Source organism: Methylocaldum sp. MU1018, from assembly GCF_053646775.1.
The window spans coordinates 3866239-3879178 of the sequence record NZ_CM132195.1; the positions used below are offsets into that span (position 1 = coordinate 3866239).

Annotated in this window: 12 protein-coding genes and 1 tRNA gene; 8 read left to right on the forward strand and 5 right to left on the reverse strand. The window is 63.9% G+C overall.

Annotated elements, in window-relative coordinates; translation table 11 throughout:
- The first annotated feature begins 42 nt into the window (after positions 1–42).
- From ACWJKU_RS17745 to ACWJKU_RS17765, 5 genes are all read left to right on the forward strand, one after another.
- Positions 43–444, forward strand: a complete 402-nt coding sequence (locus ACWJKU_RS17745; RefSeq protein ID WP_454144457.1) for a hypothetical protein — start codon at positions 43–45, stop codon at positions 442–444.
- A gap of 160 nt (positions 445–604) precedes the next feature.
- Positions 605–1006: an anti-sigma regulatory factor gene (locus tag ACWJKU_RS17750; protein WP_454144459.1), complete on the forward strand. Its 402-nt coding sequence runs from the start codon at positions 605–607 to the stop codon at positions 1004–1006.
- Positions 1007–1274: 268 nt separating this feature from the next.
- Complete coding sequence (locus ACWJKU_RS17755) at positions 1275–3695, forward strand: PAS domain S-box protein (RefSeq protein ID WP_454144460.1); 2421 nt, start codon at positions 1275–1277, stop codon at positions 3693–3695.
- Positions 3696–3732: 37 nt separating this feature from the next.
- Positions 3733–4653 (forward strand): methane monooxygenase/ammonia monooxygenase subunit C, encoded by a 921-nt coding sequence (locus ACWJKU_RS17760; protein WP_454144462.1) that lies wholly within the window; start codon positions 3733–3735, stop codon positions 4651–4653.
- A gap of 53 nt (positions 4654–4706) precedes the next feature.
- Positions 4707–5144: a nucleoside deaminase gene (locus ACWJKU_RS17765; protein WP_454144464.1), complete on the forward strand. Its 438-nt coding sequence runs from the start codon at positions 4707–4709 to the stop codon at positions 5142–5144.
- A gap of 137 nt (positions 5145–5281) precedes the next feature.
- Here the strand turns inward: ACWJKU_RS17765 and ACWJKU_RS17770 are convergent, their stop codons facing one another.
- Together ACWJKU_RS17770 and ACWJKU_RS17775 are read right to left on the reverse strand one after the other, a co-directional pair.
- Complete coding sequence (locus tag ACWJKU_RS17770) at positions 5282–6568, reverse strand: GNAT family N-acetyltransferase (RefSeq protein WP_454144466.1); 1287 nt, start codon at positions 6566–6568, stop codon at positions 5282–5284.
- Positions 6565–7617: a phytanoyl-CoA dioxygenase family protein gene (locus tag ACWJKU_RS17775; RefSeq protein WP_454144468.1), complete on the reverse strand. Its 1053-nt coding sequence runs from the start codon at positions 7615–7617 to the stop codon at positions 6565–6567. Before ACWJKU_RS17775 ends, ACWJKU_RS17770 begins: the two co-directional genes overlap by 4 nt.
- A gap of 160 nt (positions 7618–7777) precedes the next feature.
- Here ACWJKU_RS17775 and ACWJKU_RS17780 point away from each other — a divergent pair, with 160 nt between their 5' ends.
- A complete protein-coding gene (locus ACWJKU_RS17780; RefSeq protein ID WP_454144469.1) occupies positions 7778–8632 on the forward strand; it encodes a cyclase family protein in 855 nt (284 codons plus the stop codon).
- 152 nt (positions 8633–8784) lie between these two features.
- Complete coding sequence (locus ACWJKU_RS17785) at positions 8785–10257, forward strand: acyl-CoA dehydrogenase family protein (RefSeq protein WP_454144471.1); 1473 nt, start codon at positions 8785–8787, stop codon at positions 10255–10257.
- Here ACWJKU_RS17785 and ACWJKU_RS17790 read toward each other — a convergent pair whose 3' ends face one another.
- Positions 10258–11052 (reverse strand): DNA/RNA non-specific endonuclease, encoded by a 795-nt coding sequence (locus ACWJKU_RS17790; RefSeq protein WP_454144473.1) that lies wholly within the window; start codon positions 11050–11052, stop codon positions 10258–10260.
- A gap of 142 nt (positions 11053–11194) precedes the next feature.
- Here ACWJKU_RS17790 and ACWJKU_RS17795 point away from each other — a divergent pair.
- Positions 11195–11269 (forward strand) — tRNA-Val (locus ACWJKU_RS17795).
- A 154-nt stretch (positions 11270–11423) separates the two neighbouring features.
- Here ACWJKU_RS17795 and ACWJKU_RS17800 read toward each other — a convergent pair.
- Positions 11424–12518, reverse strand: coding sequence for a tryptophan 7-halogenase (locus ACWJKU_RS17800; protein ID WP_454144475.1), 1095 nt, complete (start codon positions 12516–12518; stop codon positions 11424–11426).
- Between the two features lie 5 nt (positions 12519–12523).
- Positions 12524–12940, reverse strand: a complete 417-nt coding sequence (locus ACWJKU_RS17805; protein ID WP_454144477.1) for a hypothetical protein — start codon at positions 12938–12940, stop codon at positions 12524–12526.

The following is a 12940-nucleotide window of genomic DNA, read 5'->3' on the forward strand; positions in this document are numbered from 1 at the left end:
GAAAAACGCGCTTGCTTTCGCTCCGGCTCGACGAGGCCCGACATGCCCGAGACAATCTCCATCGTCCACAACCGAGTGCCGGCACGAATTCGTATCCGGGTGCCGCTGATCAAAAACAAGCGGACACTGGCAGAACTGCTCAAGCAAAGCCTGCTTGGAGATGCCCGGTCCAAGGGGGTCTATCATGCCGAGCCGAACATCGTCACGGGAACCTTTCTGATCAAATATCACCCTGCCTTCCACACCGAAGCGGAGGTGGTCGAACGGGTACGGACCATAGCGCAGAAGATCGCCGCCGGAGCCGTCGAAATCACGGCCAAGCACAAGAATCCCAGGCTCGGCAAGATGCGGCCCCAGGCTTTTTTCACGCGAGAACTTATCGTGAGCATCTGCGGCAACGTCATCGCAGGATTTATACTGGCGGCGCTGATCGCCCGCGGATAGCCGAGGTCGCCTCGGCATCGACCGGCTCGCCCCAGGGCGCGAGCGAACGGGAGATTCGCGCGCCATCCGGAACCAATCCGCGCCTGGCGTAAAGATTCGAATGGTCCACCGAAACACCGCGCTTTCGTTTTATTGACTCGGCGAGCGGACAGACGCCTTCATGACCGACCGAATACGGGTTCCCATCGATTCGGAGTTGCAAATTCTGGCCGCCCGGCAGCAGGGACGGTCATTGGCCGCCGAACTGGGCTTCTGGTCGGTCGAACAAACCTTCATCGCCATGGCCATCTCGGAAGTGGCGCTCAACATCGTTCAATACGCCGGAAAAGGCGAAATCGTTCTCAGCAAGGCCCAAAAGGGCGATACTCCGGGCATTCTCATCGAAGCCGTCGACGCCGGACCGGGCATTCCCGACGTCGAACTGGCCATGCGCGAAGGCTATTCGACGAGCGGAGGAGCCGGGCTGGGCCTGGCCGGCGCCAAGCGGTTGATGGACGAGTTCGATATCGTCTCCGAAGCCGGCAAAGGCACGACGGTGACGATGAAAAAATGGGTGCGGTGAGCGTGCGGCGGGGCGGGTTGAATCGGGAAACCGCCCGCAAGTCCAATTAGCCAGACAAACTTTTTCATCTGGAAGAATGCGGCGCTTTCCCGAGCCGGCACCGCGCGGCTGCATCCCGGGGGCATACGGTGTTTCAATCCGCGCCCGGCCTCATCCGCCGGACGAGAACCCGCCCGCGGATCGCCGGAGGGATAACGGTGCATCGCATCGTCGCCCGGATTCGGCCATTCCCCTGAAGGGGAAGGTTTCAAACCAACAAGGTGTTCTGATGAACGAAAAAATGCTCGAACGCGGCGAACGCGAGCTGGAAGCGCGATATGCCGCGGCATTGCGGGACTATCTGACCGGAACGGAGGGAAATCCTTTGCTGCGGGCCTATCGGCTGGGGCGCCGGGCGGTCGCGGAGAACGTGAGCCTGCCGGCTCTGGCCGCGATTCACCGCAAAGCCCTGGCGGACCTTTCCGCCGAGGCCATCGCGCCGGCACGAGACTTCGACATCGACTTGCAGGCGGAGGTGTTCTTTCGGGAAATCCTGGCGCCTTTCGGCCGGGAACCGCGCGATCATGGCGACGCCATGACCCGGGTGCGCCTGCTCAACGAAAGCCTGGAACGGACGAACCGGCGCCTGGCCGAAATCGGGCGCGAAAAAGACCGCGCCATCGCCGAATCGAGGCAGAGCATGGACGCGCTGCGCGGGCGCTGCGGCGAATTGGAAAAACGGGTACGGGCGCAAATCTCGGCGCTGACCGCGGCCGAGGAGGAACTGCGCGCCGAAATCGCCGAACGCAAGCTCACCGAAATCGCCTTGCGGGAAAGCGAAGCCCGGTTCCGGGCGATTTTCGAGCGCGCCGGGATCGGCATCGCGCTGCTGGACAAGAACGGAAGGGTCAGGGAATCCAATCCTGCCCTGCATTCGATGCTGGGCTTCGGCGCCGAGGAACTGCACGGCCGCATCATTTTCGAACTGAGCCACCCGGACGATATCGAGATCAGCATCCGACGCTTCGAAAGCTTGGTCGAAGGGCAGTACAAACATTACAAGCTGGACAAACGCTTTATCCGAAGAAACGGCTCGCAACTCTGGGTGCGCAAGATCGTTTCCGGAACCTACGGATTCAAGGGCGAGCTGCAATTCGCCATCGACATGATCGAAGACATCACCGAGAGCAAGGTTGCCGAGGAATCGCTACGGGAAAGCGAAGCCCGGTTCCGCCAGATCGTCGACATGACCAGCGAGTGGATTTGGGAACAGGATCAAGAAGGCCGCTATACCTATTCCAGCGCCGCGGTGAAGGACATTCTCGGTTACGAGGTCGAGGAAATCATCGGCAAACACTACTACGAGTTCTTTTTCCCGGACGACAGAGAACGCTGCGCGGCTCTCGCGCCCGAACTGATCGCCCGTGAGGAGTCTTTCCTCCGCCTGATCAACCGGTATCGGCACAAGGACGGCCGCGAAGTGTTCACCGAGTCCACCGGCATTCCGCTCCCCAACGGCCGGGGCCGCTTGCTGAAGTGGCGCGGGGTGGATCACGACGTGACCGAACGCAAACGCTTCGAGGACGCGCTGAGGCTCAGAGACCGGGCCATCGAGGCATCCAGCGTGGGCATCGTCATCACCGATGCCCATCGGCCAGGAAACCCCATCCTCTACGCCAATCCCGCGTTCATCCAACTGACCGGACGCAGCCGGGACGAGGTAATCGGGTGGAATCCCCGCTTCCTGCAAGGCCCGGAGACCGACCCGAAGGCGGTCGAAGCGATTCGGCAAGCCGTGCGCGAAGGACGCGACTGCCATCTGACGCTGAAAAATTACCGGAAGGACGGCACGCCGTTTTGGAACGAACTGTTCATTTCCCCGGTGAGGGACGATCACGGCCGGCTGACGCATTTCATCGGCACTCAGACCGATGTCACCGCATTGCGGCGAATCGAGGAAGAACGCCACGAGATGGAAATCGCAAGGCAAATCCAGTTGTCGCTCTTGCCGAGCGCCCCTTTGCGGACGGACGGCGCGCTGGTGGCCGGCTACTGCCTGCCGGCGGTCCACGTCGGCGGCGATTATTTCGATTATTTCGCCGCGGAAGACGCCGTCGACATCGTGATCGCCGACGTGTCCGGACACTCGGTGGGCGCGGCCCTGATCATGGCGGAAACCCGCAGCACCTTGAAGCTGGGAACCGACTGGCTGGCGCAAGGCCGGCCGAGGCGCGGCGACGGGACCCAAAGAATTCTGTCGGTCTTGAACGATCTTCTGTTCGAGGATTTGAACCGGGCCGGTTTTTTCATCTCGATGTTCTATCTGAGATACCACGCGGACACCCGGCGGATCAGCTATGCCAACGCGGGGCACAACCGCCCGCTGCTGCTGCGCAGAGGCGAGCGGAGCTGCACCGAACTGGATACCGAGGGGCTCATCCTGGGCGTCAAGAAAGAGGTGGCGTTCGAAGAGCGAACGCTCTCTTTGGACCAGGGCGATCTGGTGCTTCTTTACACCGACGGCATTACCGAAGCGCGCAACAAACAGGGCGAATTCTTCGGCGAGCATCGCCTGTGCGATCTTTTGGTCGCGCACGCTCAAGCCGCGCCGCAAGAACTGATCCGGATCGTCGTCCACGAACTCGAAACGTTTTGCCAAAGCCGCTCCTTCGATGACGATATTTCTCTCGTGGTGCTGAAAATTCTTTAGCCCCGGGAGCGTTTCTCGAATGCCGGAAGTCCAATGAATGGACTTTCGATTGGCCGCGCCGATGCAAGCCGGAATTTCAGATAGCGCCGCGCAAGAACCGCCGCTGTTCAGTTTGAACCGCCTGGCGCTGGTATTGGCGGGCTATGCGGTGCTGTACCTGGCGGTTCGCTGGTATGAGGGCGCCTATGCCTGGTCGACCGGGCTCGACGCCTTTGCGCCGGAATTCCAAACCTATTGGATGAATCTCTTTTACGCGGAAATCGTGCTGGAAACGATCACCGCCGCTCTCTTGTGGGGATGGCTGTGGCGGAGCCGGGACCGCCGTCTGGAGAACTATTGGGCGCACTTCATCGACACCGACAGGGCGCTGACCCGAGCGAAAGGCGAAGTCTTGCGGCAACCGTTGTGGAAAACCCGCGACCGCGATGTCGCGCCATTGCCGCCGCGCGAGGAACTGCGCCGGAACCTGACCCACCTGATCTGGCTGGCGGCCTATGCCTGGGCCTTCTACTGGGGAACCAGCTTCTTCACCGAGCAGGACGCGACCTGGCACCAGACGGTCGTACGCGACACCGACTTCACGCCCAATCACATCGTGGTGTTTTATCTGAGCTACCCGGTTTACATCATTACCGGCTGGGGCGCTTTTCTGTACGCGAGAACGCGCCTGCCGTATTTCGCCAAAGGATTGTCCGTGCCTTACCTTTTTTCGGTGGTCGGCCCGTTCACGCTTTTGCCGAACGTCGGCTACAACGAATGGGGCCACACCTTCTGGTTCATGGAAGAGCTGTTCGCGGCTCCCCTGCACTACGGCTTCGTCGTCTTCGCCTGGTTCGCACTGTCGATCGGCGGGGTATTGCTGCAAGTTTTCGCCAGTATCTTATATTTGATCGAGCGGGACTTATCGCCTGAGCGGCATCCCCCGGCGCCGAACGGCCCGGAGCGCGAAAATCCATAGGCGCGGAACGACTCCTGCGCCCAACGTTCATCGTTACCGACGGAGCACGAAACATGAATGCCTTCATGCAGGCGGCCTTCGAAGAGGCCGAGAAAGGGTTGCAGGCCGGGGGAATCCCGATCGGATCGGTCCTGGTGCACCGGGACCGCATCATCGGCCGCGGCCACAACCGGCGCGTGCAACAGGGAAGCCCCATCCTGCACGCGGAAATGGACGCGCTGGCGAATGCCGGACGTCAGCCCGCGTCGGTCTACCGGGAAAGCACGCTTTACACGACGCTGTCGCCCTGCTCCATGTGCGCCGGGGCGATCCTGCTGTACCGGATTCCCCGGGTCGTGATCGGCGAGCACCAGACGTTTCTGGGCGAAGAGGATCTGCTTAGGTCGCGCGGCGTTTCGGTCGAGGTACGCAACGATCCTGCCTGTATTCGACTCATGTCCGACTTCATCCGGACCCGCCCCGATTTGTGGCGGGAAGATATCGGCGTCTGACGCGGACGGCGCACCTCGAACACGACGCCCTCGGATACGCCGACTCGGAAGCTTTCTTTAGGGCGCCTCGAAAAACCGCGCACTTCGAGCCGCTCGGTGCGGCTCCTCTTTAACCGCAAATCAACGGTGAAAACGCCCTAACGTCCCGCCAGCCGCGGCCGGCTCGAAAACAGTCCGCGTATCCGGGAAAGCGCCCGCACGGCGCCGGGAAACCGGCGCGTCGCCGCTTCGCCGATGCCGCCGCGGACGGCCACGATATAGCGATGGAGTGGCAAGGGCTCCGTCCGCATGCCGAGCGGCAGGGTGGCGGTCTCGACCGCGCAACTGTCCAGCCAGCGGATGCCGGCACCGAGCGGATCGGCGTCGTCGTGGAGCCGCCGGATGCCCTCCAGGTCCAGCAGAAATCCGGGGCCGCAGCGGGCATACGGAGGGCTTTCATCGTAGGCTATCCTCAAGCCGAAACACCCCGGCGGCGCGAGCAGAACGCTGCGCGCGGCGACCAGCCTGTCGCCGACCCGCAAGGCGAGCAGCGAGAGGCGCTTGCGGCGGTGCGCCTCCTTGAGAACGGTCTTGGCCATCGCCGCGCCGCCGGGCTTGGATGCCATGCAAGTGCCGGTTCTGCCCTTCCATTGACTGAACTCCAGGGAGATGAACTCGTCGAGGAAGCGGTCGATATCGCCGCATGCGTCGATGTCGGCGATCAGGACCGGCCCGAGGTCGTCGAGCAGGCGCCGCAAACGCCGCAGGTGCCGCTGCCGCTTGCCCGACAGAACGCGGCCGAAATACGTTTCGGCGTCCGCCTGGCGACGGTACAGGTGCGATTCCTGAATCTCGAGCGCATGGCACAGCCGGCGGTCTTCGCCGAGCCAGCACTCCACCGCATGGACGATCTCGCTGCCTCCGGGCAGGTCTTCCAGAACGAGAATCTTCGGGGCGCGCGGCTCGGCCGCCAGCCATCGTCCCAGCGCCGCCAGGCCGGTGCCGATCGCGCCGGAGCGGAGAATCGGCGTGCGCCGCAGGGTCCAGTCATAGGCGTCCCGCCACGGCCGCAGACAGGGGAGCGGGCATAGCGGGTGGAGAAATCTCTGCTCGAACGGGACGAAGCCGATCAGCGCGTCGGGCGTTCCCGAACCATCGTCGTTAGTCCCGTAAACGAGCAGGAAGCGCAGGCGCGGCTTCCGCCTCGACGCCTTGAGCAGGGGCAGGAAATACCACGGTTCGTAGAACGGGTTGGGATGCGCCGCATCCGCCGCCAGCGCCTCGATGGCCTCCCGATGGCGCTCGACGCCCTCGATGGTGTCGATGACGGTGACCGAACCGTGGCGCGGGTTTCTGAACGAGTGCAGATTCGGCCGCGCGAGGCCGGATACGGGCCTGACGGCCTGATTCAGCCAAGGCCCCTGTTCCGTGGAGCGCCGGTTCAATGTCTGCCCTCGGCCATCTCGCCCGGCATCGGGCCGCCGGCCCGGGACAAGCCTTTGCGCAGCCGTTTCAGAGACCGGAAAAGATCGGGATGCCGCGCGGCGAGATATTCCGAGAACGCCGCCCGGGTTTGCTGCGCCCAGCGGCCCTGGTCGCCGTGGCGGCTGACGCGCACGCCGTTGACGACGGTCTCGCCGACGCTGCCGCGCGCCCGGCGCAGCCAGAGGCCGTGGCTCGACTCCGGGATGTAGTGGGCGGTGAAGCACCGGCGCGAACGGGCGGGGTCCGTCGCCGCGAAACTGCCGTGGATCGTCAACGAGGACCACAGGACGGCATCGCCCTGCCGCAAGGCGGGAGCGACGCGCCGGAATCCGGATTCCTCGGCCCAGGCCGCCAGCGCATTCCGGTACGGCGAAGCGTCCGGATTCAGGGAACCGAACCGCAGCCGCGGCGCAGCCGGTACTCGATGGCTGCCCTCGTAGACGTAGAACCGGCCGGCCTCGGGATGAACGTCTTCCGCCGCGATCCAAACGCCTAGCATCGATCCGATCGCCCCGAAATCGGCGTCATGGCCATCCCGATGGACCCAAGTCTCCCGGCTGCCGTCGAAGAACTTGGTGCGGATCATGCAAACGTTCTCGCGGAGCAAGGTCGCCGCGATGCGCTGTATGGATTTCTGCGTCAGAATATCGAGGCCGAGCCGGCTGAACTCGCCGAACTTGTGCGGCGACAAATCCTGGATGTTCAGGATCGGGTGCGCCATGAACCCGTGTTCGGTGAACACATGCCGCTGGTATCGCCCGGATTCGTGGCGGACGAAAAAATCCCGGCTGGGCTTCACCGTCCTCTCGAAGGCGGCAACCGCCGCGCGGCAGAGTTCCTGGGGCACCGCGCCGCTGACGATGACATACCCGTCGCGCCGGAAGCGCTTCCGTAGCGTGATCGGATCGAACAGGGGCGCGGCCGCGGCATTGGCGGGAGACTTCCGTGCGGCTTGCTCCAGGCGCAACGGATCCGGCTCGCTGCCGGAAAGGCAGGATGACTCGTTCATGGAATCCCTTCCCAGAAAATGTAAGAGTTTCGGTCCCTGAGGCTCGGGCGCCTCCAAGTGCTCAATAATGGGATCTCGGCATAATGCCGTCAAGAGGCGAAAACCGATGCCGGAGCCCGAACGCTTCGAATCTCCGAAACGATCACAGAGGTGCTGAACCATGCGCTTTACCGCTCGACTCCGATTCAACCTCGACTCCCATCCCACGAAGCGGCGGATACGCCGGACCGCGCTGGCGGCTCTACTGGCGTCCGCCGCCGGTTGCGCCGCCCAGCCGGGCCCGTGGCTGTCCGGGCGATGGCTGGATCTCACCCATTCGTTCTCCGCCGCGACCGTGTACTGGCCGACCGCGACGCCGTTCCGCCTGGAGCCGGAGTTCGTCGGGACGACCGCAAAAGGCTTTCACTACGAAGCCTATCGGTTCCAGGCGGCCGAGCACGGCGGCACCCATCTGGACGCTCCGAATCATTTTTCCGCGAACGGCCCTGCGGTCGATCAGATTCCGGTCGAGCGGCTGATCGGTCCCGCCGTAGTGATCGACGTAGCGTCCGGGGCGGCGGAACAGCCCGATTACCGGGTCAGCCTGGCCGATCTCGCCGCCTGGGAAAAGAGCCACGGACCGATACCCGAGCAGGCGATCGTATTGCTGCGCACGGGTTACGATCGATTTTGGCCGGACCCGGCCAAATATCTGGGCACCGCCGAACGGGGCGAGGCGGCGGTGGCGAAACTCCACTTTCCCGGCCTGGACCCCGAAGCCGCGCGCTGGCTGGCCGACCGGCGCCGCGTCAAAGCCGTCGGACTGGACACGGCGAGCATCGATTACGGGCAGTCGTCGCATTTCGAAACCCATCGGATACTCACGCAGAAACGCATTCCGATTTTCGAGAACGTCGCCCGGCTCGGCGATTTGCCAGCGACGGGCGTGATAGTGGTGGCCTTGCCGATGAAAATCGAAGGCGGCAGCGGCGCTCCCCTGCGGATCGTCGCCTGGGTGCCCGAACCGGGCCGTTAACCGGCGAAACCGGACGCGACGGCGCCTCTCTGCCGTTTCCGCCCGCATCGGCACGGTTCTTCGAGGATCGCTACAAAGATCTCGGCGGTCTATAAGCGTAACGGAGAGATTTTCTCCGCTCGAACGACACACGGCCTCCGAGGAAGCGATCGATGATTTCCGAACGGCTTTGTTCGCCGGCAGAGTTCTTGAACCTGATGCTCGGCCTTTCGCCGCAGGAGCGGCTCCTGCGGGATTATGCATCCTGGTGGGAAGCGGAAGGCCGGCCGATTTCGGACGCCGTCGATCGGACCGGAACCCCGTGGCTGCGCATGTTCGACGGATCGGGCCGCCGCGTCGACGAGATTCTTTACCCGCCCGAATACTGGCGGATGCTCAAGCACGGCTATCGGACCGGCGCGGTCTGGCGGGCGTTTGAAGAGCGCTCGATGCGGCCGGCCTACGAGTTGGGTTACGTAACGGCTTTCCACGATCCGGGACTGTATTGCCCTTACACCGTCTCGCTGTCGACCGCGGCAATGCTCGAGAAGTACGGCGATGCGACCTCGAAGGAGCACTTTTTGCCGCCACTCCTCCGGCAGGACGAAGCGGTCTGGCAAGGCGCGACCTGGATGACGGAAATCAGCGGCGGCTCCGACTTGGGCACGGCCGTCGCCACCGTCGCGAAACCCGCCGGAGATAGGTGGCGGCTGAGCGGCGACAAATATTTCGCGAGCAATGTCGGGGCCGAGCTCGCGATCGTGGCGGCGCGGATCGAGGCGGCTCCGCCCGGTGTCCGGGGCCTGGCGCTGTTCCTGCTGCCCCGCCGCCGCGAGGACGGCAACCTCAACTACCTCGTCCGGCGGCTCAAAGACAAGATCGGCACGCGCTCGGTTCCGACCGGCGAAGTGGAACTGCGGGACAGCGAAGCCTATCTGCTCGGCAAAGCCGAGTGGGGCATTTACCTGATCCTGGAAGTGCTCAATCTATCCCGGGTGGCGAACGGCATCGCCGGCGTAGCGCTGGCCCAGCACGCGCTGTGCGCTGCGCTGCGTTACGCCGAAAACCGGCGGGCCTTCGGCAAGCCCATCATCGAACACCCGCTGCTGCGCCGGCAGTTCGAGCAGCGCTGGACGGACCTGCAAGCGGCCTTCGCCCTGGCCTGGGAGGCCGTGGAACGATTGAACGAAGTCTGGCGCGAAACACCGCCTTACTCCGAACGTTACCACCTGTTCCGCCTGATGGCCCATCTGGCCAAATACCGGACCGCCGAACTGGCGGTCCAAACCGCCCGCTGGACGATGGAAGTTCACGGCGGAATCGGCACCTTGGCCGAACAGCGCGTGGAACGCTGGCTGAGGGAAGCGATGATCCTGCTGATCTGGGAAGGCACCTCGCATCGCCAGATTCTAGACGGCATCGAAGTGATGGAGCGCAAAGCCGCCCATCGCCTGCTCTTTCAGCACCTCTCGCCGCTGGCCGAACCGCGCGAACTGGAGGCGATGGCCGCTCGCATCGGCGAGTCGCTGGCGCGACCGCCGGCTGAGCGGGAAGCCCTGGCCGAGGATCTGTTTCGCGAACTGGCCGCATTCACGGCCACGGCGCTATCGCGGAAACGCCCGACCGAAGCCCCGGCCGGCCGATAATCAGCCTTTATTGCAGCCGATCGGCACCACCCAGCTATTCTTGGGCTTCGCGGTTCTGGCATCCCCCGTGACCGGCAGCTTCTCCCCCGTTTTCTTTTCGATGTCTTCGATCGTCACGAGGTAGCGGTCGAGCTTGGCCTCGACCGCGTCCTTCGCGTTCGGCACGATCCAGGCGATCACCCGGCCGTCGCCGCGAATCACCACCTTCCAGAAAGCATCGGGCGTTTTCACGCCGTGGCTTTGCACGAAAAAATCGTCCTTCTCGTTGTTGCCCCAGATCACCCCGCCGATCACCAGCAACTCGTCGATATCCCGGTAACACTCGACGATTTCCTCCGTCAGTTTCCATGCGCCCCGGTTCATCTGCGAAACCTGCGGCAGGATGTTGGTCATGTAGTTCGACTGCTCGATGGCCACCGCCGAGGCGTCGAGATGATTGGCCGGTACCTGATGCCCCCGGTCGTAGCCGCGGCCGTAGCCCTTCGCGCTGGTCTGCTGGCACTCCTTCGGCACATAGGAATCGAGCTTAAAGTTCTCGGAGCGGGGCAGATTGCCGTCGTCGTGCTGAGCGTTGTAGCGCCACTTCACGGCGCCGCGCTTCTCGCAATCGAGCCACACGGTAAAGCCTTCGTAGTCGAGACGGAGCAGATTGCCCTCGCGGTGAACCTCGGTCGGCGGCAACGCCGGCTTGCCGGCCCGCGGCGGGTGATGGACCGGGATGCCGCCCCGGAGGAAACTGGTACAGGCAGCGAGCACGGCGGAAAAGATCAGAGGCAGTAAAGGAATACGTCGCATAACGAGCAGCAAAAAAGCGCGAAGTCTATCAAAGCTGCCCCCGATGACTGAAGGGAAACCCGTCGGGCATCGGTTCCGCCCGAACTGGACCATTGACAGCCGCGGAGAAAAAAGCGATCTTCTCGCGGAGAAAGCAACAGGCGGGCGGTTAGCTCAGCGGGAGAGCACTGCCTTCACACGGCAGGGGTCGTAGGTTCGAACCCTACACCGCCCACCATCGGAATCCGATCTCCGGATTATCTTGCGCTAACAGAAAAGCCTAAACGGAAACTCTGCGAAAGCATGATTCCGAACGATCCCAAAAACGCCCGGTCATTTCCGGGTTTTTTTGTGCCTGCCGATAGGCCCAATTCCGTTCAGCCTGGCGATACTTAACGGATTTCGAGATGGCGCCGCCGCCAGAACGGAGCGTCGGGCCAGCGCTGTTCCTGGCGGTAATAGTCGCGGAGGGTTTCCCGGTAGGCGGCGAATTCGCGCCGCATCAGGGCCGCGTAACGGGCATAGCCGCGCCCGCCGTCGGACTGAAGCAGCCGGTCGGCGATGGCGTAGGAGGCGAAGATGCCGGATCGCAGCGCCTTGACAATGCCTTGCGAGGACAGGGGATCGAAGCTGGAAATGGCGTCGCCCACCGCGATCAGCCCGGCGGGAACACGGCCTTCGAGACAGCGCGAACCGGCCGGCCAGAGTATGGGCGACGCGAGCGGCCGGCTGGCGCCGACCAGGGTTCGCACATGACGGGTTGCGGCCAGGGATTCCATCCAGGCGTCCAGTCGGGATGCCCGTAGACGGCGCGCCAGATCGCCATCGGTCATCAAGGCCACGATCCGGCGGCCGGCGGGCGTTGCCGCCGTATACCACCAGCCGTCCCGGAACGCTTCGATCACCGCCGCGTCGGCGCCGGGTCGATCGGCGTCCGGCGAATCCGGGAAAAACACGACGCTGGCGATCAGGCGGTCATGGTTGACCGGGCGCAATCCCGCCAACCGCGACGGCAGGGCGGCGCGACCGGTCGCGTCCACCACGCATCGCGCCGTATGAATTCCGGCCGCGCCGCAATCGATGGTCCATCCGTCGCCGTCGGGAGCGATGGCACGGATCCGGGCGGCCAGCGGCCGGGCGCCGCGATTTTCCGCTTCCATCGCCAGCCTGCGGTCGAAACGGGCGCGATCCAGGCGCCAGCCGGTGTCGTGAACCTGCAGGAAAAATTCGTTGCCGACCAGTTCGGGGCCGCCCCAGGCGCTCAGGGTGCGAAAGGACGGGCAATGGCCGTCGCCCGTAAACGCCGGCCATACGTCCAGATGCTGGAGAAAACGCTGAATGAGCGGCGGCACGGATTCGCCGACGCGAAATGCGCGGGTGCGCCCCGCGTCGGCCAGACAGACGCGCAGCCCCGGCGCGGCGGCGGCCAGGGAGATTGCCGTCGCCGCGCCGGCCGGCCCGGCGCCGGCAATGAAAACGTCGAACACCGAACCTATTCGGCTTTGACGGCGTAAAATGACGCCACCACGCCGGCTGGAGCCACGGTATCCGGTGAACCGCCGGAATGCGGAATCGTACGGATCACCGAACCGACGATGGCGGGCCGCTGCTGCACGCCGTTAGGCCAGTGGCTCACCAGGTAGCCCTCGTAGTCGTAAATCCATTGCTCGCCGCCGACGATGCCGACGCCCTGAAAGCGCACCCGCATCGGCGTGCCGTATTCGCGCGAACCTTCGAGTTGCAGCGACCAGCCGGGGCCGCCGATGACTCCCGTGAGCAACTGCGGGGCATTTTCATAAATCTCGATGGTGCCCCGGCCGAATTCCAGGTCGTTGAAATCCCGGTTCAAGTCGGGATCGTTGAGCAGGCTGCGATAGCTCCATCGGCCTACGAATGGGTTGTCGTTCAT

Coding starts and splice junctions, on each gene's coding strand:
- ACWJKU_RS17745 (WP_454144457.1), top strand. CDS start 43: ATGCCCGAGACAATCTCCATCGTCCACAACCGAGTGCCGGCACGAATT.
- ACWJKU_RS17750 (WP_454144459.1), top strand. CDS start 605: ATGACCGACCGAATACGGGTTCCCATCGATTCGGAGTTGCAAATTCTG.
- ACWJKU_RS17755 (WP_454144460.1), top strand. CDS start 1,275: ATGAACGAAAAAATGCTCGAACGCGGCGAACGCGAGCTGGAAGCGCGA.
- ACWJKU_RS17760 (WP_454144462.1), top strand. CDS start 3,733: ATGGACTTTCGATTGGCCGCGCCGATGCAAGCCGGAATTTCAGATAGC.
- ACWJKU_RS17765 (WP_454144464.1), top strand. CDS start 4,707: ATGAATGCCTTCATGCAGGCGGCCTTCGAAGAGGCCGAGAAAGGGTTG.
- ACWJKU_RS17775 (WP_454144468.1), bottom strand. CDS start 7,617: ATGAACGAGTCATCCTGCCTTTCCGGCAGCGAGCCGGATCCGTTGCGC.
- ACWJKU_RS17780 (WP_454144469.1), top strand. CDS start 7,778: ATGCGCTTTACCGCTCGACTCCGATTCAACCTCGACTCCCATCCCACG.
- ACWJKU_RS17785 (WP_454144471.1), top strand. CDS start 8,785: ATGATTTCCGAACGGCTTTGTTCGCCGGCAGAGTTCTTGAACCTGATG.
- ACWJKU_RS17790 (WP_454144473.1), bottom strand. CDS start 11,052: ATGCGACGTATTCCTTTACTGCCTCTGATCTTTTCCGCCGTGCTCGCT.
- ACWJKU_RS17805 (WP_454144477.1), bottom strand. CDS start 12,940: ATGAACGACAACCCATTCGTAGGCCGATGGAGCTATCGCAGCCTGCTC.